Annotated in this window: 22 protein-coding genes; 3 read left to right on the top strand and 19 right to left on the bottom strand. The window is 63.4% G+C overall.

Annotation, left to right across the window (positions count from 1 at the left end; translation table 11 throughout):
- Positions 1–49: 49 nt before the first annotated feature.
- Genes N8H74_RS08035 through N8H74_RS07965 form a run of 15 tightly spaced genes read right to left on the bottom strand, consistent with a single transcriptional unit; the run spans position 50 to position 13,950 of the window.
- Positions 50–775, bottom strand: coding sequence for a class I SAM-dependent methyltransferase (locus N8H74_RS08035; RefSeq protein WP_262146862.1), 726 nt, complete (start codon positions 773–775; stop codon positions 50–52).
- Entirely contained in the window at positions 772–2,019 is a 1,248-nt protein-coding gene (locus tag N8H74_RS08030) for an NAD(P)/FAD-dependent oxidoreductase (RefSeq protein WP_262146861.1), read from the bottom strand. The genes N8H74_RS08035 and N8H74_RS08030 overlap by 4 nt, the downstream gene beginning before the upstream one ends.
- A complete protein-coding gene (locus N8H74_RS08025) occupies positions 2,006–3,169 on the bottom strand; it encodes a sodium:proton antiporter (RefSeq protein ID WP_262146860.1) in 1,164 nt (387 codons plus the stop codon). Before N8H74_RS08025 ends, N8H74_RS08030 begins: the two co-directional genes overlap by 14 nt.
- Entirely contained in the window at positions 3,166–5,505 is a 2,340-nt protein-coding gene (locus tag N8H74_RS08020; protein ID WP_262146859.1) for an MMPL family transporter, read from the bottom strand. Before N8H74_RS08020 ends, N8H74_RS08025 begins: the two co-directional genes overlap by 4 nt.
- Positions 5,489–6,091, bottom strand: a complete 603-nt coding sequence (locus tag N8H74_RS08015; protein WP_262146858.1) for an outer membrane lipoprotein carrier protein LolA — start codon at positions 6,089–6,091, stop codon at positions 5,489–5,491. The genes N8H74_RS08020 and N8H74_RS08015 overlap by 17 nt, the downstream gene beginning before the upstream one ends.
- On the bottom strand, positions 6,088–6,513 hold the full coding sequence (locus tag N8H74_RS08010) for an acyl-CoA thioesterase (RefSeq protein ID WP_217831994.1): 426 nt from the start codon (positions 6,511–6,513) through the stop codon (positions 6,088–6,090). The genes N8H74_RS08015 and N8H74_RS08010 overlap by 4 nt, the downstream gene beginning before the upstream one ends.
- Positions 6,506–8,050 carry an aromatic amino acid ammonia-lyase gene (locus N8H74_RS08005; protein WP_262146857.1) on the bottom strand — a complete coding sequence of 515 codons (1,545 nt, stop codon included), beginning with the start codon at positions 8,048–8,050 and terminating at the stop codon, positions 6,506–6,508. Before N8H74_RS08005 ends, N8H74_RS08010 begins: the two co-directional genes overlap by 8 nt.
- Positions 8,031–8,978: a glycosyl transferase gene (locus N8H74_RS08000; RefSeq protein ID WP_262146856.1), complete on the bottom strand. Its 948-nt coding sequence runs from the start codon at positions 8,976–8,978 to the stop codon at positions 8,031–8,033. The genes N8H74_RS08005 and N8H74_RS08000 overlap by 20 nt, the downstream gene beginning before the upstream one ends.
- Complete coding sequence (locus N8H74_RS07995) at positions 8,975–9,709, bottom strand: glycosyltransferase family 2 protein (RefSeq protein ID WP_262146855.1); 735 nt, start codon at positions 9,707–9,709, stop codon at positions 8,975–8,977. Before N8H74_RS07995 ends, N8H74_RS08000 begins: the two co-directional genes overlap by 4 nt.
- Positions 9,702–11,381: an acyl-CoA synthetase family protein gene (locus N8H74_RS07990; RefSeq protein ID WP_262146854.1), complete on the bottom strand. Its 1,680-nt coding sequence runs from the start codon at positions 11,379–11,381 to the stop codon at positions 9,702–9,704. Before N8H74_RS07990 ends, N8H74_RS07995 begins: the two co-directional genes overlap by 8 nt.
- Entirely contained in the window at positions 11,378–11,923 is a 546-nt protein-coding gene (locus N8H74_RS07985; RefSeq protein WP_217832003.1) for a hypothetical protein, read from the bottom strand. Before N8H74_RS07985 ends, N8H74_RS07990 begins: the two co-directional genes overlap by 4 nt.
- On the bottom strand, positions 11,920–12,174 hold the full coding sequence (locus tag N8H74_RS07980; RefSeq protein ID WP_007947135.1) for an acyl carrier protein: 255 nt from the start codon (positions 12,172–12,174) through the stop codon (positions 11,920–11,922). The genes N8H74_RS07985 and N8H74_RS07980 overlap by 4 nt, the downstream gene beginning before the upstream one ends.
- Before the next feature lie 9 nt (positions 12,175–12,183).
- On the bottom strand, positions 12,184–12,459 hold the full coding sequence (locus N8H74_RS07975; protein WP_217832004.1) for a phosphopantetheine-binding protein: 276 nt from the start codon (positions 12,457–12,459) through the stop codon (positions 12,184–12,186).
- Positions 12,437–13,249 carry a lysophospholipid acyltransferase family protein gene (locus N8H74_RS07970; RefSeq protein ID WP_262146853.1) on the bottom strand — a complete coding sequence of 271 codons (813 nt, stop codon included), beginning with the start codon at positions 13,247–13,249 and terminating at the stop codon, positions 12,437–12,439. Before N8H74_RS07970 ends, N8H74_RS07975 begins: the two co-directional genes overlap by 23 nt.
- Positions 13,225–13,950 (bottom strand): beta-ketoacyl synthase chain length factor, encoded by a 726-nt coding sequence (locus N8H74_RS07965; RefSeq protein ID WP_262147107.1) that lies wholly within the window; start codon positions 13,948–13,950, stop codon positions 13,225–13,227. The genes N8H74_RS07970 and N8H74_RS07965 overlap by 25 nt, the downstream gene beginning before the upstream one ends.
- Before the next feature lie 354 nt (positions 13,951–14,304).
- On the opposite strand from N8H74_RS07965, the gene N8H74_RS07960 reads away from it, so the two are divergent.
- On the top strand, positions 14,305–15,075 hold the full coding sequence (locus N8H74_RS07960) for a ParA family protein (RefSeq protein ID WP_217832006.1): 771 nt from the start codon (positions 14,305–14,307) through the stop codon (positions 15,073–15,075).
- Between the two features lie 54 nt (positions 15,076–15,129).
- Here N8H74_RS07960 and trxC read toward each other — a convergent pair whose 3' ends face one another.
- Positions 15,130–15,564: a thioredoxin TrxC gene (trxC, locus tag N8H74_RS07955; RefSeq protein ID WP_217832008.1), complete on the bottom strand. Its 435-nt coding sequence runs from the start codon at positions 15,562–15,564 to the stop codon at positions 15,130–15,132.
- A 195-nt stretch (positions 15,565–15,759) separates the two neighbouring features.
- Here trxC and N8H74_RS07950 point away from each other — a divergent pair, with 195 nt between their 5' ends.
- Positions 15,760–16,056 carry a type II toxin-antitoxin system HigB family toxin gene (locus N8H74_RS07950; RefSeq protein ID WP_262146852.1) on the top strand — a complete coding sequence of 99 codons (297 nt, stop codon included), beginning with the start codon at positions 15,760–15,762 and terminating at the stop codon, positions 16,054–16,056.
- A complete protein-coding gene (locus tag N8H74_RS07945) occupies positions 16,053–16,454 on the top strand; it encodes a transcriptional regulator (protein WP_262146851.1) in 402 nt (133 codons plus the stop codon). The genes N8H74_RS07950 and N8H74_RS07945 overlap by 4 nt, the downstream gene beginning before the upstream one ends.
- Positions 16,455–16,460: 6 nt before the next feature.
- On the opposite strand, the gene selO is transcribed toward N8H74_RS07945, so the two are convergent.
- From selO to N8H74_RS07930, 3 genes are read right to left on the bottom strand one after another with little or no spacing between them, the layout of a single operon-like run.
- Complete coding sequence (selO, locus tag N8H74_RS07940; protein ID WP_262146850.1) at positions 16,461–17,924, bottom strand: protein adenylyltransferase SelO; 1,464 nt, start codon at positions 17,922–17,924, stop codon at positions 16,461–16,463.
- A gap of 48 nt (positions 17,925–17,972) precedes the next feature.
- Complete coding sequence (gene mscK / locus N8H74_RS07935; RefSeq protein WP_262146849.1) at positions 17,973–21,323, bottom strand: mechanosensitive channel MscK; 3,351 nt, start codon at positions 21,321–21,323, stop codon at positions 17,973–17,975.
- A gap of 34 nt (positions 21,324–21,357) precedes the next feature.
- A complete protein-coding gene (locus N8H74_RS07930) occupies positions 21,358–23,100 on the bottom strand; it encodes a potassium/proton antiporter (RefSeq protein WP_262146848.1) in 1,743 nt (580 codons plus the stop codon).
- Between the last annotated feature and the right edge of the window lie 2 nt (positions 23,101–23,102).

The raw sequence follows: 23,102 nt of genomic DNA, 5'->3' as shown, positions 1-23,102 counted from the left end.
GATCCAGCGCTTTTGCGAGCAAGCCCGCCCCCACAGGTTATGTGCGACATCAGGAAGCCTCTTCCAGCGGCTTGCGGGCCACGACATTGACCAGCGTCTCTTCCCGCTGTCCGAACGGCTTCGGCTGGCGCAAGCCAAGGCGCTCCAGCAAACCGAAATCCTTCGAACGGCTCCACCACAGATACGGGTAAGAAACGTTGCACTCGCTGAACGCGAAACCCTGCTGGCGAATCATCTGCAGATACTGCGCCGCACTCTTCTGCACATGCATCGGGTGGCGAAACAGCCAGCGGATCACCCAGGTATCAATGTAGGCCTCGGTGGACTCGGCGAACAGCAGGTAACCGCCCGGTTTCAGCACCCGGTAAAACTCGGCCAGGGCTTTTTCCTGTTCCACCAGATGATGGAAGGTCTGGTGACAGAACAGCAGATCGACGCTGGCGTCCGGCACGTTGAGGGTCGCGCAGTCGCTGCCGATCAACTCCACTTCAAAGCCCTGGCGCGCGGCTTCTTCAGCGCTCAGTTCGAGGCTGTGCGGGTCGGCGTCGACGCCGATCAAGCGCTGCGGAGTGAAGGTCTGACGCAGATGGCGGAACGACTTGCCCTGGCCGCAACCGGCATCCAGCAGCACCGGATTGACGGGCAACGACTCGCCGAACAGCCCGCGCAGATCATTGATCGCGACGCGCAATACGTGGTGCTGCCAGGTGTGGCTGCGCAGGAACCAGAAGCCGAAACGGGTTTCCTCGACGTAGCTGTCGCTCAAGTAATTCATGGGGCGTCCTTTGCACAGAGTTCGGAAATCATCTTCAGCCGGCGGCGCGCTTCGCTGACGAACGGGTTGCGTTCATCCCAGGCGTAACCGGCGAGGATCGAGCAGATCATGCGACGGATGTCCGCCGAGCCTTGCTCGTGGAAAATCACGTCCTGGAAGGTCCCGGCGTACCAGCCTTCGACGTAGCAGCGGAAAGTGTCGACGCCGCGTTTCAGCGGCTCGGCGAATTCGCGTTGCCAGTCGACGGCCTCGCCTTGCAACTGCCGATGCAGCACAGCGACGGCCATGCTGGCCGAGCGCATGGCGATGGTGACGCCGGAAGAGAACACCGGATCGAGAAACTCCGCCGCGTTGCCCAGCAGCGCGAAACCCAGACCGTGCAGGGTCTTGACGTTGGCCGCGTAGCCGCCGAGGGCGCGCGCCGGGGTGTCCCATACGGCGTTGCGCAGTACCCCGGCGAGGCTTGGAGTTTGCTCGACGAAACCGCGCAGGCAGGCATCCAGATCGGCGTCGCGGCCGTTGAAGTGTTCGGCTGCGGCGACCACGCCCACCGAGCAACGGCCGTTGCTGAACGGGATCGTCCAGAACCAGATGTCGCGATGCTGCGGATGGATGCTGACGAGAATTTTCTCGCGGTCGAACGCCGGGTTGTCGATGTGATCTTCGACGTGGGTGAACACCGCCTGGCGCAGCGGGAAATTCGATGGTGCTTCGAGGTCGAGCAGACGTGACAACACCCGCCCGTAGCCGCTGGCATCGAGCACGAATTGCGCTTCGACGCGGTATTCGCTGCCGTCCTCACGGCGTACATCGAGTTGCGGTCGCGTCTGGGCGAAATCGACGCGGACGATGGCCTCGCCATAGCGGATTTGCGCGCCTTGCAACGCCGCCTGATCGGCCAGCAACTGGTCGAAGTCGGCGCGTTGCACCTGGAAGGTCGTCGGTTTGCCGGCGGTGAAGGTGTCACTGAAATCGAACGCGCTGTAGCGCTCGCCCCAGGCGAAGGCCGCACCGGTCTTGCGCTGGAATCCGGCGGCATATACGGCGTCGAGCATGCCGGCTTCTTCAACGAAATCCAGGCAATGGCAGAGCAGGCTTTCGCCGATGGAAAACCTTGGGAAATGCTCGCGCTCGAGCACCAGCACATCATGGCCCTTGCGCTTGAGCAGGGCGGCGGCGATGGCGCCGGACGGGCCGGCGCCGATGATGACCACCTGACGGGATTCCATTTCAGCGATTGGCACGCGAACTCCTTGCCGGGACGGCGACGTGATGCAGCGATGCACGGTGCAGACCGATCAGGGCCGGCAGCAGCGTCGCGATCAAACCCATCAGCATCAGCGCGAAATACAGCGCCGGGCTGATGAGCTGCTGGTGCAGCAAGAGATTGAGAAAGACGATTTCGCTCAAGCCGCGAATGTTCAGCAGCACGCTTTCGCGCCAGCGGCTGGCGCCTTCGAACGACGCGCCGGCCCAGCCGAGGCCGAGCCAGTTGCCCAGCAGTTTGCTGATGATCGGCAACAGCAGCAGTGCCGCCCATTGACCGAGGCTCAGGCTGGACAGCGCACTGTGAACGTCGATCTGGACGATGCCGAAGGTGAGGATCAGCGGAATCGCGATCCACGTCTGCAAGCGGCTCATCCAGCGTGTCGGCAGCGGCAATACCAGCGGCACTTTGAGCAGCGCCATGCACAACAGGTAGCCGATGCCGAAGATCAGTGCGTTGAGTTTGAAATGCTCGGCGACCACCAGCAACGCGAAGAAACCGATGCTGAAAGTCAGTGGCTTGCGCAGCCCCAATACGCGCAGCAGCAACGGTGTACAGGCCAGCCCCAGCGGCAGCAGCAGGCTGCTCAGATGCAGGCTGCCCTGGGCGAGGCCGAACAGGGTCCAGCAGGTCAGGTCGATCAGGATCGCGGTCTGCACCAGACGCCGGGTGGCGGCGGGCGGGTAGTCGATGTGGCGCAGATACAGATAAAGCACCGGGATTGCCGTGATCGCGAACACCAGACCTACGGCCAGCGAATTGATCCATGGCTGCGCCGGCAAAAACCAATAAGCCACTGCGAGGCCGCAGGCGAACGGCACGGCGAAACTCGGTACGGCGATTTTCACGCTCTGGCGATCCAGGCGCAGGTCGATCACGTCACTGAGGATGTGCCCGAGCAACAGCGCGAAGGCCAGGCTGTAGAGGTTTTTCAGCCACGCCGGGGCGATCAGTTCGGCGCCGCTGAGCTGCCAGCCCGGCTCGATCCAGAAGTACATCAACAGCGGCAGACCGAAGCTGGCGAGCAGCAACTGGCTGACAATCGGGATCAGGCCGACATGCCGACCGGCGCGGGTCGCCACGGCGAACAACGCCAGCGCCATCAGCCAGAACCCGATGACCATCATGCTGCCGGCTCCGTGACCGCGACGGCATGGGCGTGGCGCCCGGCCCACGGCGCGAGCATGAAACTGAACGCCAGCCCGAGACTGACCGACAGACCGAAGTTGCTCACCGCCGGGGTGCTCGACACCGCCAGCAGACCGAACGACAGCCAGGTCGTCAGCGCCGCCAGCAGGGTGCCAAGCAGGCTGACGGCCGCGCCGCCGACCTGCTCGCGCATGAGGATCGCGTAATCGACGCTGATCGCCGTCACCAGCAACAGGCCGAACAGGCTGAACAGCGTCAGCGGCTGCCCCAGCCAGCCGAGACTGGCGAGGCTGCACAGCGCGGCGAGCAGCGGCAGGGCGACGATGCGCAGCGCGCCACCGAGGCCGAACGGCAGCATCAGCACCAGCACAATCAGCGCGCAGGAAGCGAGTTTCAGTTCGGCGGCGCTGACCTGCGTCTGGGCGAAAACCTTGTTCAGGTCGCCGAGGCGATCGACCAGCATCACCCCTGGCAAATCCAGCGCCTGCACCCGCAACAGCGCCGGGTTGTTCAGGCCTTGCAGGCTGACCATCGCCGCCACGCCGTCGTCGGTCGGGCCGAGCCACAGGGTGCGGTACGGCTCACCCAGCGGGCCGGCCAGCGCGGCGTCGATGTCCTCGACCGGCAGCGCCTGCAACTGCTTGAGTTCCGCTTGCAGGGCCGCCTCGGGGACGCCGAGGTCGAGCAACGGCTGCCAGAACTGCGGCAACCTGTTCAGTGCGTCGCGCACCTGCTGTTGCTGGTTGGCCGGGCTGAGCAACAGATCGAGGGCCAGATAGCCTTGCAGTTTGTCGAGGTTGACCAGTTGGTCCAGGCGTTCGCTCAGCGCGGCCTGGCGTTCGAGCAACTGCTGCTGATCGGCGGCGCGCACCAGGAAAAACTGGCTGGTCGGCTGATAGCCGGTGATGCGGGCGATGGTTTGCGCTTCATCGGTCAGATGCTGCGGCGCGCCGATCCACTGGCGGATGTCGTTTCTGGTTTCCAGTTGCAGCAGGCCACCGACGCAGAAGGCGATCAGCAGGGCCAGCAACGTTGGGGTTTGCGCATGCTCCAGCAGCTTTTCCCGCAGGTTGACCAGTCGTTCGGCCAGGCGCAGCGGCCATTGCGCCGGGGTCAATTGGAGGTTGTTCAGCAGCGCCGGCAACAGGCACACCGCCGACAGGTAGGCGCCGAGCAGGCCGGCGGCAGAGAACACGGCGATCTGGGTCAGGGCCGGGAACGGCGTCCAGGCCAGCGCGAGGTAGCCGATGGCGCTGGTGATCAGACTCAGGGTCAGGCCCGCGAGGGTCACACGCAGAGCTGGCCAACTGCGCCACGGCTTGAGGCTCCAGCTCTTGGACAGATAGTGCAGCGGGTAATCCACCGCCACGCCGATCAGGCTCGAACCCAGCACCAGGGTCATCACATGCAGGTGGCCGAACAGCGCCACGCAGGCGACCATGCCGAACAGCATGCCCACCAGCACCGGCACGAACGCCAGCAACACCCGCCAGCGACGAAAGGCGAGCAACAACAGCAGCAGGATGCCGAGGGTGGCGCCGCCGCCGACCCAGGTCATCTCGCGGGTGGCTTGCTGCTGACCATTGGCGGCGTACAACAGGCCGCTGGCGGCCAGCAGTTGTACGCCGGATTGCGCGGCCTGCTCGCGGCTGTGTTGCAGCAGGTTTGCGACTTGCAGCGGCAGGTTCATGTCGAAGGCGTTGCCGGTGGTGCGCGCCCGCAGCAGTACCCAGCTCTTGCCGTCGGCGTCGGCGATCAATGCGCCGCTGCCAATGTCCAGTTGCACCGAACCGTGCTGCGGCTGGTTGTTCTGGATGCGTCCGGTCAGGCCGAGCCAGTCGTCCTGGCTCGGCACCAGCGTGAAGCCGGCGAACGGATCGAACAGCGCCTGCACCCGTTGCTGGATGAACGTGTCGGGGTGTTCGATCAGCAGTTGCCGGTCATCGGCCGAGAGCATCGCCAGCCGTCCGTGCAGCAGTTGCGTGCGCAGCGCCGGCAGGTCCGCCTGCAGGTTCCATTGCACTTTCTCAAACAGCCCGCTGGCCTGCCATTGCTCGCCGAGGGTCTGGGCCATGGCGACGGCTTGCTGGCGGTCGGTGTGGCCGACCAGCACCAGCATTTCCCGGTTCAACGGCTCCTGCATGCGCTGTTCGGCACGCAGTTCGAGCGCGTCCGGGTGGGTGCCGGGTACAAGTTCCATCAGGTTGGCCGACAGCGGCGCGCCGTTGCGCCACTGCCAGGCGCCCAGTGCGACGACTGCCAGCAGCAGGATCAGGAATAGCCACGGCAGCCTGCGTTCACTCGGCAAAGTCATGTTGCTCCGCGTCGCTCAAGGGTTGGCTGGCGATGCTGTCCAGCATGCGCAGAACGGTGCTGTCGCCCTGGGTTTCCTGCAGCTCGATGGTTTTTACCAGCGCGCCGCCGTCGATGTTGATTCGGTTGAACACTTGTTTGAGCAGCACCGAGCGTGGCGTCAGGGTCAATTTCCACTGCTGCGCGTCGCCGCTCAGGGCCAGCTCGAAATCCCGTTGCAGGCCGCTGCTGTCGCCTTGCAGCACGGCGAGGAACAAACGGTTCTGCTCGGCACCGGCGCTCTTGTTCGGCAGCAATCCCCAGCCGTTGGCGTCACGCCGGGCGATGCCCTTGGCGGTGATGCGGTAGTCCTGCTGCAGCGGGGTTTTCAGCAGCCAGAGCAGGCCGTGGTTTTTCGCCAGGACGAAACTGCCCTTGCTGAGCAGCGGCTGGGGCAGGGCGCGCAGGTGTTTTTCCTGGATGAACTGGCCGTGGATCACGTCCGGTTTCGCCAGTTGTTCGCTCAACTGTTGCAGGTCGAAGGCGCTGGCCAGCGACGACACCAGCAACAGCGCCAGGGCACTCAGGGATTTCGTAAACAGGTTCATCGCAGCATCCTTTCCACGGCGTCGGTAAAGACTTTCGGTGACGCCAGTTGCATCTCGCGACTGCTGACTTCGACCGCCACCTGCACGGAGCTGGCGCGGGTCAGGCGTTCGCCGGTCCCGGCGTCGGTGATCAGGTAGTGAATCTTCAGGCGGTTTTCCCATTCCACCAGACTCGCGCGCACGTTCAGCCGCTGGCCGAACACCGCGCCGCGCACGTAGCGCAGTTGCAGGTCGATCACCGGCCAGGCGTAACCCGAGTCGACCATCTGGTTGTAGTTGTGGCCGATCTTGTCGAGCAATGCACAGCGCGCCACTTCCAGGTATTTGACGTAATGGCCGTGCCAGACGACGTGCATGGTGTCGACGTCGAAGAACGGCACGAGGACTTCCGTATCGGCGTGAAGCACTCCGGCGCTACGCATGCAGCCTCCAGTGCTGGTCGGCGATGCGTTGCAGGCACAGGCGCAGTTCGCCTTCCAGGGCGCGGTCTTCGATCACCGGCGGGAAGTCCCTGGCGAGGGCTTCGTGCATGGCCGCCAGCGACGGCGGCAGTGGCCGGGCATCCTCGGCCTGGCTGCGCAGCCACACGCCCTGATTGGCGGCGAGCAGCGTGGCGGCGGCGACCTGTTCGGTCAGCTCCAGCACGCGGATCGCGTCACGGGCGGCGATGGTGCCCATGCTCACCTTGTCCTGGTTGTGGCACTCGGTCGAGCGCGAGAACACACTGGCCGGCATGGTGTTTTTCAGGGCTTCGGCGGTCCAGGCGCTGGCGCCGATCTGCACGGCCTTGAAACCGTGGTTGAGCATCGCCCGCTCGGCGCTGGCGCCGGACAGGTTGCTCGGCAGGCCGTGGTTGTAACGCTCGTCCACCAGCAGCGCGAGTTGCCTGTCGAGCAGGTCGGCGACGTTGGCCACGAGGTTTTTCAGGCTGTCCATGGCGAACGCGATGTGCCCGCCGTAGAAGTGGCCGCCGTGGAGTACGCGCTCGGCTTCGGCGTCGATGATCGGGTTGTCGTTGGCGCTGTTGAGTTCGGTCTCGATGAACGAGCGCAGCCAGTTCAGGCTGTCGGCCAACACGCCAAGTACGTGCGGGGCGCAACGCAGCGAGTAGCGATCCTGCAAGCGATGCAGCGGCGCGGTCGGTTCGTCGATCGCCAGATCCTTGCGCAGCCACGCGGCCACCTGCATCTGCCCCGGATGAGGTTTGGCGGCGAACAGACGCTCGTCGAAATGCTCCGGATTGCCCTGCAACGCCACCACGTTCAACGCGGTGATGCGGGTCGCCAGTTGCAGCAGGTAATCGGCACGGGCATAGGCCAGGCAGGCGAGGCCGGTCATCACGGCGGTGCCGTTCATCAACGCCAGCGCTTCTTTCGGGCGCAGCACCAGTGGCGTCCAGCCGAGTTCACGATGCACGTCGGCGGATGCACGGCGCTCGCCACGGAACATCACCTCGCGCTCGCCGGAAAGGGTCGCGGCCACGTAGGACAGCGGTGTCAGGTCGCCGCTGGCGCCCACCGAGCCTTCCTCCGGAATCAGCGGCAGGATGTCGTGTTCGAGAAACGCCTGCAGACGCTCCAGCAGTTCCACCCGTACCCCGGAGACGCCGTGGCACAGCGACTGCAAGCGTGCCGCCAGTACCGCGCGGGTGGCCTGGGCGTCGAGCAGTTTGCCCAGGCCGCAACCGTGGAAGGTGAACAGGTGCTGGGGCAGCGCCTCGACGTGATGCAGCGGCACCGCGACCACGCAGGAATCGCCGTAACCGGTGGTCACGCCGTAGATCACGCCTTCCTTGTCCAGCAGCGAATCGAGGAACCGAGCGCCCTTGGCGATGCGTTCGCGGTAGTCGGCGTCGCTCTGCAACTGCACGGGCGCCTGACGGTTGGCCAGGGTCAGCACGTCTTCGATGCGCAAAGGGCGTTCGCCGAAGGTTACCGGCTCATGGGTTGGCGTCGTCATCGGTCTTCCAGAAAGGGTAAAAGTTGAACCATTGTCGCGGCGCTTCGAGGCAATAGTGACTCAGCCGCAGGGCATAGCGGGTTGCCCACTGATGAATGACCTGTTCGCGTTCGCTGCGCTTCCATTCCACGGCGTCGGCGAACGGTTCGATGGTCAGGCGATAATGGCCGTCGGGCTTCTTCAGGCACATCAGCAGATTGACCGGACATTTCAGCAGCCCGGCCAGCAGCCACGGCCCTTGCGGGAACGGTGCGGGATGGCCGAGGAAGTCGACGGTGACGCTGCGCCCGCCATGCAGCGGTACGCGGTCGCCGGCAATCGCCAGCCACTCGCCGCGCTCCAGGCGTTCGTGCAGTTGCAGCATGATCACCGGGTCGAGTTCGCTGACCTGGATCAGCCGCAGATTGGTTGCCCCGGCCTCACCCAGCAGGCGATTGAATTGCTCGGCGTGCTTGGTGTGGACCAGCACGTTCATCGTGACCTTTTCGCCGATCTCCGCCAGCGCCCGGCACACTTCGAGATTGCCCAGGTGCGCGCCGACCAGCAGTTGCCCGCGACTGCCGCGCAACTGGTTGCGCAGCAGCGCCGGGTCGATGATTTCGATTTGCTCAATGCGCAGCTTGCCGTTCCACACGTCGAGCTTGTCGAGCATCGAGTCGGCGAACGTCATGAACTGGCTGAACACCCGCCAATGGCTCGGGCGCAGGTCTTCACGGCCGCTCCAGTCCGCCAGGCGCTGCTGGTACTGCCAGGCACTCCGGCGCGCGGTGCGGCCGAACAGGAAGAAGTACAGGACGATGCCGTACAGCAGCGGGCTGAGCAGGCGTCGGCCGAGGACCTTGGCGGCAAACGCGGTGAATTTCATCAGCAGGAAACTGCCGCGTTCTTCGCGGTCGGCCCAATGCTTGTTGTCGGACTCGACGCTCATGGGCGCCACCGTCGCCAGAGAATCAGCGGCGAGCGCAGCAACATGCCGAAGAACAACCGGGTGTGCATGCTCGAGATCAGCACGTTGTCGTGGAACAGGCGAAAGTGCGAAACCCCGTCCAGCGGGTAATGCACGCTGGTTTGCAGCCAGCGCATTGGCTGGTTGCGCCACGACAGGCGCACCAGAATGTCCGAATCGAAATCCATGCGCTTGCCGATCCGCGCCGAGTCGATGACCGCCAGCGTCGGTGGCAGCGGATACACGCGAAAACCGCACATCGAATCGCGGATCTGCAGCGACAGGCTGTTGATCCACACCATGACGTGGGTCAGGTAGCGGGCATAGAGCCGGCCTTTAGGCACGCTGTCGTCGTACAGCGGGTAGCCGCAGATCAGCGCTTGCGGATGGGCGCGGGACGCTTCGATGAAGCGGCTGACGTCCTGCAAGTCGTGCTGGCCGTCGGCGTCGACCTGCAAGGCATGGCTGAACCCCAGCCGTGCCGCTTCGCGCAAACCGGTCATCACCGCGCCGCCCTTGCCCTGATTGACCGTGAGCCGCACCAGATACACCCGCTCGCGTTCGGCCAGCCCGTCCAGCACCCGCGCGCAGGATTGGCTGCTGGCATCGTCCACCAGAATGCACGGCAGGCCCTGGGCGAGCAGCGCATCGATCACCGTGGTGATCGCGCTTTCGTGGTTGTAGACCGGAATGACCGCACAGGGATTATGCATCGCCAGCCCCCAGCAGAATCCGCCCGCTGGAGCAGGTGGCCGTGTCATTGCGGTAGGCGAAATACAACTTGCCGCGCTCGGGGTCGAAGCGCAGGTGCAACTGGATTTCGTCACCGGGACGCACCAGTTGCTGGAATTTCAGTACTTCCATGCCGGCGAACGCGCCGCGCAGATTCAGCAGCTGCCGACCGAGGTTCAGCGCCCATTCGACCTGCACCACGCCGGGCAGTACGGGGGCCTTGGGGAAGTGGCCGCTGAAGTAGGCCAGGTCCGGCGGTACGCTCAGTTGCAGGCTCCATTCGCCGTCGGTTTCGACCTGTTCCAGCACTTCGGGCGCCTTCGGGCGGGGTGCCAGCAGCAACGCTTCGACTTCGGCCTGAGGCAGTTTGCCCTGGGTGTTCAGCGGCAGTTGCCGCAGCAGCCGCCAGCGCCGGGGCAAGGCCAGGGCTTCGCAATGCTCGCCGAGATGCCGGCGCAGGGTTTCGGTCAGGCTGCGCCGGCCGTGTTCGCGCAGGGCGTACAGGCCCGACTCGCTGAGCACCAGCAAGGCGCCGAGGGAGGCGCGGTTCTCCTGCACCACGCCCAGACGCGCTTCGGCGACCCAGGCGTGGGCGACCAAGGCCTGTTCGAGCATCGGCAGGGAGATGCGTTTCTCTTCCAGCTTGACGATCCGGTCCAGCCGCCCGAGCAATTCGAAGCGGCCATCGGCGCCGATGCGCGCGGCGTCGGCGGTGTGTTCGACATGCCCGGCCGGCAGATACGGCGAGGCGATCAGCAGGGCGCCGTCGGCGTCCTGGCTTAGCTCGACAGCGGCGAACGGTTGCCACGGTTGTTCGCCCTGACGCCAGGCGATACCGCCGGTTTCCGAGCTGCCGAGGATTTCCGTCGGCCATTGCTGCAAGCGTTGCTGCAGGCTTTGCGCGGCGTCGAGGGGCAGCGCGCCACCGGAGGAAAACACCCGGCGCACGGCGCTCAGGGCCGGCCAGTCGAGGTTGTCGCCCATGCGTTTGAGCAGCGCCGGGCTGGCGACCCAGGCGAAGGCCGGATGCTCGCGGCTGGCCCGTTGCATATCTTCAGGGAACGCCAGTTGCCGGCGCAGGAACGGACGCCCGGCGCACAACGGCCACAGCACCCGGAACAGCAAGCCGTAGATGTGCTGAGTGGCGACGCTGCCGATGATGCAAGCCGCGCCCAGATCCGCGCCCCACAGTTGCTCCAGGGCTTCGACTTCGTTGGCCAGCTGGCGCAGGGTCTTGTCGATGCGCTTGGGCTCGCCGCTGGAGCCGGAGGTACACAGGCTCAGTCGGCACTGGTCGAGATCCAGTTCGGCGCCGCTCAAGGGCGCATGCTGGAAGTGGCTTGGATGCGTGTCGTCGGACTGATCGGTCAGCCACAGATCGACCTCCGTCGCCCAGCGCTGGCGGGTCTGCACTTGCAGGTCCGCCGGCAGCAGCACGCTGACACCGGCGCGCCAGGCACCGAGCAGGGCGATCGCCAGCTCGGCGGCGTCTTCCAGATGCACGGCCAGACGCCGCACGCCTCGAGCTTGCAGGCCGGCGGCCAGGCTCAGGGCGCATTCGCGCAGGTGTGCATGATCCAGTGCCGGTGCGTCGGTGACCGCGCGATCCGGCAGAGCCTTGAGCAACAATTGCTCAAGTTTTATCCAATTCATGGGCGTCCTCTTACCCGTTGTCGTATCAGCCATTCAATGGCAAACATCAGGCCGATCAATCCGTAGGAGATCAGACCGGTGTACAACATCCACCAGTGCAGCGGCGCCCACAGGGTCAGCAGGGCGGCGCACAAACCGTTGCAGAAGAAAAACACGCTCCAGGCCACGGTGACCTGACGGGTGTAGCGGATCGCCTCGGGCGGTAGCTGCGGCTCGCGTAGACGGGCCAGGCGCTCGACCATCGGCGGACCGTATTTCAGGCTCACGCCGAACAGCACCAGCATGAAGCCGCTGATCAGCACCGGATACCAGCGCAGCAGCAACGGGCTGTCGAACGCCGCCAGCAGCAGGCAGAACGCGATGGCGACACAGGCCATCCACAGGCTGCCGGGCTTGCGCTCGCCGGTCAGCGCGCGGGCCAGCCACAGGCTGCCCAGCAGCAGGCCGAACTGCCATGGCGCGAAATGCTCCATGCCGAAATACACCGCAAAGGGGTACAGCAGGCCGGCCAGCAGCAGGACGAGGCCGATCAGTCGGCTCATGCGGCCGGCTGAACCAGACGGTAGACCGCCTCGACCACGTCGCTGACGGTGCGCACCGATTTGAATTCCTCGGCGGCGATTTTCTTGCCGGTCTGGCGCTTGATGTGATCGATCAGGTCGACGGCGTCGATGCTGTCGATTTCCAGGTCCTGATACAGATTCGATTCCAGGCTCACGCGGGCCGGGTCCAGTTCGAACAGCTCGACCAGGGCATCGCGCAGGGTGTTGAAAATGTCGTCACGAGTTTGCATGGTCCGGTCTCAAGCTGCCTGTTTTGCCGTGACGAAAGCCGCGAGGCTTGCCACGTTGGTGAAATGGTTGCGGGTGTCCTTGGCGTCGGCGTCGATCTTGATGCCGTACTTTTTCTGGATCGCCAGGCCAAGCTCCAGGGCGTCGACGGAGTCCAGGCCCAGGCCTTCGCCGAAGAGCGTCTGGTCGTCGCCGATGTCGTTGACGCTGATGTCTTCCAGGCCGAGGGCGTCGATGATCAGCAGTTTTATGTCACGCATCAGGTTAGGGGTGTTCAGATCGCTCATCTTCGGCGAGCTCCTTGGTAAAGAGTTGATGCAAATAATCGTTGAGCTTGCGCGAGGCTTGCGGCGCAGGGCCTTGCGTGGCGAAAGTCTGTGGGTCTATATCGGCCCCGACGCGAAAACTGAAATGCACGCGGCGACGCGGGATCCGATACCAGGGTTCGGCCTTGGTCAAGGTGGTCGGGCTGACCTTGATCATCACCGGGGTAAGAATTTTCGCACCGCGCAGGGCAATCGCCGCCGCACCCCGATGAAAGGCCGGCGCCTGGCCGGGCTGGGTGCGGGTGCCCTCGGGGAAAATGATCAGGGTCTGGCCACCCTGCAAGGCTTCGGCGGCGGTATCGAGCATGTCCATGCTGCCGTCGTTGCTGATGTAGCCGGTGCTGCCCAGCGGACCACGGGTGAAAGGGTTTTCCCACAGGCTTTTCTTCACCACGCAATTGGCGTGGGGCACCAGGCCGATCAGGAACACCACGTCGATCAGCGACGGGTGGTTGGCGATAATCATCTGCCCCGGCCGGCCGAGGCGCTCGGAGCCCTGGATGTCATAGGTCAGCACCCCGGTGCGGGCCATGAACCGGACGAAAAACCAGAACAGCCGACTGACGGTCTGCCGCGCCCGTTGCCGATGCGCGAGGGCATCACCGGGCAGCCATGAAAGCAGCGGAAACACCAGCAGGCGCAGGCACAGCCCGCCCAACCCGAACAGGGCGAAGCTCACGGCGGTGGCCAGCAGGCGCCAGTAGTAGGCGTCGCGGTTTTTCTCGGTCACAGGTTGCGTTGCCAGGTCCATACACGATTTTTCCAGGCATGTTGGCAATAGGGTTGCTGGCCGAGCAGGGTTTGCAACAGATTCAGCGCATGGGGCCAGTGCGCTTTGGACAGTGATTCGGTGGTGCTGTTCAGGGTCAGCCGCCAGTCGGTACCGGGCGTCAGCAACAGGCCCACCGCGTAAGGAAACGGCACGTCGTCGATCCACGTCGAATAGGCGGCGGGCGGCTGTTCCTCGGTGATCACCAGCAGCACCGCCGGCGCACCTTCGTCGAGCAGGGCGGCGGCTTCGAGCATGCCGTGTTCCAGGCCATCGCTTGCGGCGGCAAGGGCGGTCATTTCGCTGGTTTCGCCGCGCATGATCGACCACAGCCCGATGATCGCGTTGTGTACCGACAGGCTGAACTGGGTCGGTGACAGCGGTTGTTCGCCGGCCAGATCACTAAGGATGTCGAAGGTGCGCGGGGTCTCGCCGTGCCGGGAGACGAACACCAGTGGCAGGTTTTCCCGGCCTTCGGCCAACGGCCAGCCGACACTGAACGCCATGCGGGCCAGTCGACTGAGGCGTCGGCGCTGCATGGCCGGCAGGAACGACACATCGGGCGCGGCATCGCTGCTGGCGGGCACGACCGGTTGTCGGCTCCAGGCCTGCCAGGCCTCCACGCTGTCGAGCCCGGGAGCCCACGCGCGCCATTGGGCGATGTTGAAGTTGATCACGAAGATTCATCCCGCCCCTGCGGGCTTCATTGCTGCTCTGGTTCACCAGCCTGTGGCAGGCCTGGCGTGGCGCTTGGCATTGAGTGGCGCGCATTATCCCGGTGCTACGGGTGTGTAGCAAATGTTGGTTACATTTTGCGCAACGAAATGTACCGGTTGGACCGTGATAAAAATGTCACTTGGCCATTATGCAGATCGGCGCTGGGCTGTCTGTCGGGCTGATCGGCGATCAATGGCAGCCTTTGCCCTGATTGCGCGCAGATATTTGCCTCAGACCTTGTAGTCCGTGTCCGTGAAGGTAGCGAAGCGGGGCTGCGCACCACTACACTCGGTCATTCTTTGATACACGGAGGTTTTGTCATGCGGCGCGTGGTGTTCAATCAGAAAGGTGGCGTGGGCAAATCCAGTATTGCCTGCAATCTGGCGGCCGTCAGCGCGAGCGAGGGTTATCGCACGCTGCTGGTGGATCTCGATGCCCAGGCCAACTCCACTCAGTATCTGACGGGGCTCACCGGTGACGACATTCCGATGGGCATTGCCGATTTCTTCAAACAGACCCTATCCTCGGGGCCGTTTGCCAAGAAAAACCAGGCGGATATCTACGAAACCCCGTTCGACAACCTGCACATCATCACCGCCACGGCGGAGTTGGCCGACTTGCAGCCCAAGCTCGAGGCCAAGCACAAGATCAACAAGCTGCGTAAGTTGCTCGATGAATTGAGTGAAGAGTACGACCGCATCTACCTCGATACGCCGCCAGCGTTGAATTTCTATGCGGTATCGGCGCTGATTGCCGCCGATCGGGTGCTGATTCCCTTCGATTGCGACAGCTTCTCGCGTCAGGCGCTGTATGGGCTGATGGCGGAAATCGAAGAACTGAAGGACGACCACAACGAAGGCCTGGAAGTCGAAGGCATCGTGGTCAACCAGTTCCAGGCACGAGCCAGCCTGCCGCAGCAGATGCTCGACGAGTTGATCGCCGAAGGATTGCCGGTGCTGCCGGTTTACCTCACCAGCTCAGTGAAGATGCGCGAATCCCACCAGGCCAGCACGCCGCTGATTCACTTTGATCCCCGGCACAAACTGACCCAGCAGTTTGTCGAGTTGCACAACCTGCTCGAAGACGCCTGAACCTTCAGGGCACGCGGTTTTTCCTGTGGGAGCGAGCCTGCCCCCACAGAGGGATCAGATGCCCTGGCTACGCAGCCACGCCATCAATTGCTGCAGCGGAAACGCCCCGCTCTGCCGCGCCACTTCCTGGCCGTTCCTGAATAGAATCAGACTCGGAATCGAGCGAATCCCCAATTGCGCCGACAACTGCTGATTGGCATCGCTGTCGAGCTTGGCCAGCCGGCACTTGCCCGCCAGTTGCGCAGCCGCCTGTTCGAACACCGGCGCAAACGACTTGCACGGCCCGCACCAGTCCGCCCACACATCCACCAGCAACGGCAGGTCGCCCTTGATCTGGCTGGCGTAGTCGCCTTGCTTGAGTTCGAACGGTTTGCTCAACAACACCCCGGATTTGCACCGCCCGCACTTGGGCTGATCACCGAGGCGTTCGGCGGGGATGCGGTTGAGGCCGTTGCAGGCGGGGCAGGGGATGAGGAGTGGGGTGGTCATGAGCGAGATCCAATGGAGAGCTGATAAAAAGCTAAGTGGAGACGTTTGCTCATATTTTCAATCGCGCAGCCTTTGAGGTCTTGCCTAGGCTGAGTTGCACCGGTCGAGGCCGTTGGTCTGCCTGGCTGTATCGCAACTTGCGATAATTTTGATCTATGATTAACTCCCCATAGCAGAATGCGATAAGGATATTGCATGCATGTGTTCAGTGAAAAACCCATTCGAGAGGCCAAGGAACAATGGCCACAAGCAGCCAGTGCGTTGGCGCAGTGGTTTCGTCTGGCAAGCAGGAGTTATCCAAAGGATTTCTCTGCGATGAAGTCGATATTTCCCGTGATCGACAAGGTTGGCGAGCTTCATGTTTTCGATATTGGTGGCAACAAACTGAGGTTGATTGCTTTTGTCAGCTACCGATCTCAACGGCTCTACATAAAGCATGTAATGGATCACCGCGAATATGATCGCGGAAAGTGGAAGGAGGGAAAGGTATGAGTGCTTTGATCAAAACGGTTGCCGAGCACTGGCAGTTTGTCTCTCCATTGCTTCGCAAACCGAAGAGCGAAGAGGATTACGACGACTTGGTACGGGCAGTCGACGAGTTGTTGGAAATTACTGGCGAAGATGAGTCACATCCGCTGATGAGTCTGGTCGACATCATCGGTGACTGGATCGCAGAGTGGGATCGTACCCATCACCCTATGGCTCAAGCGAGTGGCGAAGAGGTTCTCGGTTACATGATGCGCGAACACGGCCTGACTCAGAGCGACCTTCCGGGTGTCGGTACTCAATCGGTCGTTTCGGAAATTCTGAATGGCAAGCGCAAGCTCAACTTGCGCCAGGTTCGCTGGTTGGCAGAACGCTTCAATGTTCCGATCGATGTGTTTATCTGATCTTGCTCACGACGAACAACTGATCTCCAGATGTTTCCCCCACTCGGGCGGTCGCTGGGCATAACTCTCCATCCCCGGCTGTTCCTCGAACGGTTTGCTCAGCACCGCATGCAGCCGGCGAACCTCGGAGTAATCCCCGCCTTGCGCCGCTTCGATCGCCCTCTGCGCCAGGTAGTTGCGCAAGATGTACAGCGGATTGACCGCATGCATTCGCGCGCGACGTTGCGCTTGATCGGCATCGCCGTCACGAGCGGCTCGGGCGATGTAGCGTTCGCCCCAGGCATCGAAGCCTTTGATGTCGACGAAGTCGTCACGCAGGCGGGCGATCGCCTGTTGCGGTGATTGCTCGCCCAGGTGGCGGAAGAACAGGGTGTAGTCGACGCCGCTGTTCTGCATCAGTTGCAGCAATTGCTCCAGCAGTTGCTGATCGTCGTCCTCGGCGCTGGTGAAGCCGAAGCGGCGGCGCATCAGGTCGAGGTAGTGAGCCTGGAACAGCGGCAGGTACAGGCCCAGGGTTTCGCGCAGGGCCTCGACGCTGATGAACGGTGTCAGGGCCTGGGCCAGGGCGCTGAGGTTCCATTGGCCGACGGGCACTTGATTGCTGAACGAGTAGCGGCCCTGGTCGTCGGAGTGGTTGCAGATGAAGCTCGCGTCGAAGTCGTCGAGGAAGGCGAACGGGCCGAAGTCGAAGGTGATGCCGAGGATCGACATGTTGTCGGTGTTCATCACGCCGTGGCAGAAACCATAGGCCTGCCATTTTGCGATCAGTTCGGCGTTGCGCTCGACGATTTCGCGGAACATCGCCAGATACGGTTCCGGCTGCTCCAGACACTCGGGGAAGTGCAGCGCCAACACATGTTCGCCGAGCAACTTCTGCTGTTCGGGACGCTTGGTGTAATAGAAATATTCGAAGTGGCCGAAACGGATATGGCTCGGCGCCAGACGCAGCACCATCGCCGCGCGTTCCTGCTTCTCGCGCCATACCGGGGTGTCGGAGCCAATGACACAAGCGGCGCGCGACGTCGGGATGTTCAGTGCATGCAGCGCTTCGGACGCGAGGAATTCGCGGATCGACGAGCGCAACACCGCGCGACCGTCGCCCATGCGCGAGAACGGCGTCTGCCCGGCGCCCTTGAGGTGCAGGTCCCAATGTTCGCCGGCGTTGTTGTACACCTCGCCGAGCAGCAGGCCACGGCCATCACCGAGTTGCGGGGTGTAGCCGCCGAACTGATGCCCGGAATAGACCATCGCCCGAGGCTCGGCATCGGCCCAGAGCTTGTGGCCGCTGAACAGCTCGGCGAATTCCTGGGTGTCGGCCACCGCCGGGTCGAGATCCAGCAGCGCCATGGCTGCGGGACTGGCAACCACCAGTCGCGGGTTGTCGATCGGTTCGGGCAGGACATGGGCCGAGAACGCATCGCCCAGGCGGGCGAAGCGGTTGTCGAAGGTCAGTTCGTCGAGGGCTTTCAAGGGCCGGCTCCAGCAGAATGTCCGAACATTCTGCTGGGTACAGGCCGGTTAGTCGAGTTTGGCGGGCGGTGGTTCTTGCAGCGGCTTCTGGCCGTCGACCGGCACGATGGTTTTCGTTTCCGGCTCGATCGGCACCATCTTGTATTCCTGGCCGTGGAGGTTCTTCAGGTAGACCTCCATCTGGCGGAACGAGATGTTGATGTGCTGCTTCTTGAACTCGCGGTTGATGAAGCGGTTGACCTCGTCGATCACCGGGTTGCGGTCACCGAGGTCGCGAACATGCATGCGCAATTCGTGGTCGAGGGTGCTTTCGCCGAAATTCAGGAAGTACACGTGCGGCTCGGGTTCTTTGAGCACCCGTGGGTTTTCCCGGGCGGCCTTGAGCAGCAGTTCCTTGACCAGATCCAGATCCGAACCGTAGTCGACACCCAGCTTGAGCGTGACCCGGGTGATGGTGTCGGTCAGCGACCAGTTGATCAGTTGCCCGGTGATGAACGTCTTGTTCGGGACAATGATGTCCTTGCGGTCGAAATCGGTGATGGTCGTGGCGCGGATGCGGATCTTGCTCACCGTGCCCGACAGGTTGCCGATGGTGATGGTGTCGCCGATCCGCACCGGGCGTTCGAACAGGATCATGATGCCGGAGATGAAGTTGGCGAAGATCTCCTGCATGCCGAAACCGAGGCCGACCGACAGCGCCGCCACCAGCCACTGCAACTTGTCCCAGCTCACGCCGAGGGTCGACAGGGTCGAGACGAAGCCGACCCCGGCGATCACGTAGGACAGCAGTGTGGTCGTGGCGTAGGCGCTGCCCTGGGCCAGATTGAGTTTCGACAGCACGAACACTTCCAGCAGGCCCGGCAGGTTGCGCGCCAGGGCGAAGGTGATGCCGATGATGATCAGCGCACCGAGCATGTCGCCGATGCTGATCGGCACCATGCTCATGTTGGCGCCGGTGCCGCTGGTGTATTCGTAGAGGGTGATGTTGTCCAGGTACGAGAACACTGAAATCAGGTCCGACCAGACCCAGTACAGCGCGGCGATGAAACCGCCGAGCAGCGCCAGGCGAATCAGGCGCAGGGACTGCTCGTTGACCTTCTCGATGTCTAGCGCCGGCTCTTCGATCACCGCTTCGCCATCACCGGCCTCTTTCGCGGCCTGACGTTTCGCCAGGGCGCGCTGATAGGCCAGGCGCCGCGCGGCGACGGCGAGGCCACGGACGAAGGTGGCTTCGATCACCAGCCAGAACATCAGCAGGTACAGGGTGTTGATCAAGCGGTCGCTGAGTTTCAGCGCGGTGTAGTAGTAGCCGAAGCACACCGCGACGAACAACGCGATCGGCAGCAGGGTGAACATCACCGCGACGGCCTTGCGGAACAGCGAAGCGTTTTCGTGGGTCGGGCTGCTGATCAGCAGGCGGCTGAGCAGCCAGGCCATCAGCGCGTAGCAGGTCAGCACCACCGGCATGCCCAGCACGTCATCGGCCAGCCCCGCCGGTTGCAGCTCGGCAACCGCCACCACGGACACCAGCGCCATCACGACCAGGCCGAGTCGACGTACCCAGCCTTGCAGGAATTCGACTTGCGGTTTTTCCCAGCGGAAGTGCAGTTCGGCCACGCCGCCCGGCGCAAGAATCCGGTAAGCGGTGTAGAACACCAGCCACGCCTGGGCCATTTGCAGCAGCGCCGCGCCCATGTTGGCGTTCTGGCCTCGGGCGTCGATCTGCAACGCGAGGCCGCACAGCGCTAGGCCAAGGGCTACCGGCAGTGCCAGCAGAATGTTGATCAGGATCGCCTGCGGGGTGTGCAACTGGCTGTCGCGCTTGAAGTGGCCGATGTCCAGGTGAACCTTGTTCAGGCGCGCATACAGTTGCTTGCGGCGCCACAGCAGCGCGCCGATCAGCAGGGCCAGTGGCAGGAACAGCAGCGGTCGCTGGGTCAGGCCGTCGGTCAGCTCGCTCAGGCTCGAGGCCAGCGGCAGGGTGTCGACCTGACGTTGCAGGCGCTCCGGCACGCCACGCATCCATTCCAGATCCAGCGGCTTGTTGCTCGGAATCCAGAACATCTGTTCATCGAGGGTCGCGCGCAGACTCTGCGCGGTGCTCAGCAGTTGTTTCTGGTTCAGTTGCAGGGTGATCGATTCATTGAGCACCGCACTCAGTTCGCGATTCAGCCGTTCCAGCAGGTCGGCGCGGGTGTTGGCCAGTTCCAGCAGGCTTTTGCGCAACTGCGGCGTGACTTGCTCCGGCGGCTGGGTGGAGAGCAGGTTGTCGACGTAGGTCGCCGGGTTGCTCAGCAGTTCGCGTTGCTGGCTGACTTCGAACTGATACAGGCGAATGTCGGCGATCTGATCCGCCAGGTCGCGATCGACCTTGAGCCGTGGCAGCGACTGTTTCTGTTTATAAAGAATCTTCGACAGCAGCAGGCTGCCCTTGAGCACGTTGATCTGCTCGTCGAGGGCCGAGTCACTCTGGGTCACGCTGTCCAGTTGCTGCTTGGTCTGCAGGTTCTGTTGGGTGACTTCGTTGAGGCGGTCGGTGCTTTTGAGCAGGTAGTCGGAGAGCTTGAGGTTGGCCGCGCTCTCGGTGGCGAGCAGGCTGCTGCCGCCGGCCTTCTGCGCTTCGATGGATTGCTGGGTGACGGTTTCCTGGGACAGCGCCAGACGCTTCTGGTTGATCAGGGTTTGCAGCTCCTGGATCTCGCGGTCCAGGCGATCGGATTTTTCCGAGAGCAGGTCATGCTGGCTGTTGCCCAGATCCTGCAAGGTGCTGTTGCCGGCCAGTTCCTGGCGGCGCAGCGGCATCAGTGCATTGAGCGCCGCCAGCTCGGCGTTGAGCAGGTCGCGCTGCTCGCCGCTGAGGGTCTTGCCGCTGTCCTTGCCGGTCTTGAGGATGTTGTTGATCTGCTGGATGCGCGTCTGGCTGCTGGCGATCTCGGCCTGGGCACGTTCGGGACGGGTCTGGGCGGTGATGATCAGGCTGTTGGCGTCGGCCAGGCTCTTTTGCAGATCGCTTTGCTGGGTCGAACGCTCCGTGAGCATCTGCTCCAGCTGCTGGATGGTCTCCTTGGGGAAACGCTGCGCTACCGGCACCACTGCGCTGGCCTTGAGGCGTGTCAGCTCGCGGGCATTTTCGACGGTCTGCTTCGGCGCGGTCGCCAGTTGCTGCTTGAGATCCGTCAGCTTCTGCTCGTAGTCACGCCGGTTGCCGAGCTGGGTCAGCGTGTTTTGCAGGACAGTTTGCAGGGCTTTCTGATCGGCTTCCGGCAGTTTGCGGTCGGCGATCTTGTCCAGGCTGGCCTGCACGGCTTCGCTGGACGGCGGTTCGGCGGCTTGCAGCGGGCCGACAGAAAGACTCAGGCCCAGCAGGGCCGCGACGAAAAAGGAGCGCAGGGTAGGCATAGAGACCGGGCAAGCAAGTGAGAGTGGACGCAGTTTAGAGGAAGAGCCCGGGGCCGGGGCGACTTCCTTCGGGGAATCTGACGCCCACTTTGGCGATCTTGTTCCCTTCCATGACCGCAACAGTCCAGTGGGTGTTGTTCCACTCCACCTGGTCGCCAACGATCGGCGCGCCCCCGACTTTGTGGGCAATGAAGTGGCCCAGGGTCATGTCCGGATCGATGCCCTCGGCCGACAACCCGTAGAGGGCGGCAACCGCTTTGAGCTGGGCGTCTCCTTCGAGTACGAAGTCGCCGAAGAAGCGCAGATCGAGGCCTCGTTGCGGCGCCTGGCTGAACAGTTTTCCGAGGGCCGGCAAGTTGTGTTCATGGCCGATAACACACAGCAAATCATCGACTTCCAGCACCGTACTACCCGACGGATGGAGCAGTTGCTGGCCACGAAACAGGGCAGCGATACGCGTGCCTTCGGGCATTTTCAGTTCACGCAGGGGCGAACCGATGCACCATTTTTCCGCGCCGAGGCGATAAACGAACAGTTCCCACTCGCTGGTGACGTGGACTTCCAGCGCCGCCCGGGAAATCGGCGCGGGCTCCGGCGGAACCGTTACCTTCAACAACTTGGCGACCCACGGCAGGCTCGTGCCCTGCACCAGCAGCGACACCAGCACGATAAAGAACGCCAGATTGAAATACAGCTGCGCATTCGGCAGTCCGGCCATCAGCGGGAACACCGCCAGAATGATCGGCACCGCGCCGCGCAGGCCGACCCAGGAAATGAACGCTTTCTCCCGGCCGTGGAAGGCCTTGAACGGCAGCAGCCCGACCAGCACCGACAGTGGCCGCGCGAACAGAATCATCCACAACGCCAGGCCGAGGGCGGGCAGGGCGATCGGCAGCAGATCATGCGGGGTGACCAGCAGCCCCAGCACCAGGAACATGCCGATCTGCGCCAGCCAGGCCATGCCGTCGAGCATGTGCAGGATGCCGTGGCGGCTGCGCACCGGGCGGTTGCCGATCACCAGACCGCACAGGTACACGGCGAGGAAGCCGCTGCCGTGCAGGGCGTTGGTCAGGGCGAACACCACCAGACCGCCGGCGATCACCAGAATCGGATACAGGCCGGCGGCAAGGTTGATCCGGTTGACCAGTTGCAGCATCAGCCAGCCACCGCCGAGGCCGATCACCCCGCCGATGCCGAACTCGCGGATCAGGTGCGTCAGCAGGCTCCAGTGCAGGCCGGTCTGGCCGCTGGCGAGCATGTCGATCAGGGTTACGGTGAGAAACACCGCCATCGGGTCGTTACTGCCGGACTCGATTTCCAGGCTGGCCGTCACCCGTTCGTTCAGGCCCTTGCCGCCGAGCAGCGAGAACACCGCTGCGGCGTCGGTGGAGCCGACGATGGCGCCGATCAGCAGGCCCTGGATCAGATTCAGGTCGAACAGCCACGCCGCGGCCATGCCGGTCAGCCCGGTGGTGATCAACACCCCGACCGTCGCCAGCGACAGCGCCGGCCACAAGGCCACGCGGAAACTCGAGACCCGGGTGCGCAAGCCACCGTCGAGCAGGATCACCGCCAGGGCGAGGTTGCCGACCAGATAGGCCGTGGGGTAGTTGTCGAAAATGATGCCGCCGCCATCGACCCCGGCGGTCATACCGACCGCAAGGATGATCACCAGAATCGGGATGCCGAGGCGTGAAGAAAGTGAGCTCACCAGAATGCTTGCACCTACCAGCAACGCGCCGATCAAGAACAGGCTGTTGATGGTCGTCGCATTCAAAG

The organism is Pseudomonas sp. B2M1-30 (assembly GCF_025447575.1).
In the GTDB taxonomy this organism is placed as follows: Bacteria; Pseudomonadota; Gammaproteobacteria; order Pseudomonadales; family Pseudomonadaceae; genus Aquipseudomonas; species Aquipseudomonas botevensis.
This window is presented reverse-complemented; position numbering and strand designations above follow the sequence as displayed.

Coding starts and splice junctions, on each gene's coding strand:
- N8H74_RS07950 (WP_262146852.1), top strand. CDS start 15,760: ATGCATGTGTTCAGTGAAAAACCCATTCGAGAGGCCAAGGAACAATGG.
- N8H74_RS08005 (WP_262146857.1), bottom strand. CDS start 8,050: ATGACGACGCCAACCCATGAGCCGGTAACCTTCGGCGAACGCCCTTTG.
- mscK (WP_262146849.1), bottom strand. CDS start 21,323: ATGCCTACCCTGCGCTCCTTTTTCGTCGCGGCCCTGCTGGGCCTGAGT.
- N8H74_RS08010 (WP_217831994.1), bottom strand. CDS start 6,513: ATGCGTAGCGCCGGAGTGCTTCACGCCGATACGGAAGTCCTCGTGCCG.
- N8H74_RS08000 (WP_262146856.1), bottom strand. CDS start 8,978: ATGAGCGTCGAGTCCGACAACAAGCATTGGGCCGACCGCGAAGAACGC.
- N8H74_RS08035 (WP_262146862.1), bottom strand. CDS start 775: ATGAATTACTTGAGCGACAGCTACGTCGAGGAAACCCGTTTCGGCTTC.
- N8H74_RS07945 (WP_262146851.1), top strand. CDS start 16,053: ATGAGTGCTTTGATCAAAACGGTTGCCGAGCACTGGCAGTTTGTCTCT.
- N8H74_RS07960 (WP_217832006.1), top strand. CDS start 14,305: ATGCGGCGCGTGGTGTTCAATCAGAAAGGTGGCGTGGGCAAATCCAGT.
- N8H74_RS07970 (WP_262146853.1), bottom strand. CDS start 13,249: ATGGACCTGGCAACGCAACCTGTGACCGAGAAAAACCGCGACGCCTAC.
- trxC (WP_217832008.1), bottom strand. CDS start 15,564: ATGACCACCCCACTCCTCATCCCCTGCCCCGCCTGCAACGGCCTCAAC.
- N8H74_RS07975 (WP_217832004.1), bottom strand. CDS start 12,459: ATGAGCGATCTGAACACCCCTAACCTGATGCGTGACATAAAACTGCTG.
- N8H74_RS08015 (WP_262146858.1), bottom strand. CDS start 6,091: ATGAACCTGTTTACGAAATCCCTGAGTGCCCTGGCGCTGTTGCTGGTG.
- N8H74_RS08025 (WP_262146860.1), bottom strand. CDS start 3,169: ATGATGGTCATCGGGTTCTGGCTGATGGCGCTGGCGTTGTTCGCCGTG.
- N8H74_RS08020 (WP_262146859.1), bottom strand. CDS start 5,505: ATGACTTTGCCGAGTGAACGCAGGCTGCCGTGGCTATTCCTGATCCTG.
- N8H74_RS07985 (WP_217832003.1), bottom strand. CDS start 11,923: ATGAGCCGACTGATCGGCCTCGTCCTGCTGCTGGCCGGCCTGCTGTAC.
- N8H74_RS07980 (WP_007947135.1), bottom strand. CDS start 12,174: ATGCAAACTCGTGACGACATTTTCAACACCCTGCGCGATGCCCTGGTC.
- N8H74_RS07990 (WP_262146854.1), bottom strand. CDS start 11,381: ATGAATTGGATAAAACTTGAGCAATTGTTGCTCAAGGCTCTGCCGGAT.
- N8H74_RS07995 (WP_262146855.1), bottom strand. CDS start 9,709: ATGCATAATCCCTGTGCGGTCATTCCGGTCTACAACCACGAAAGCGCG.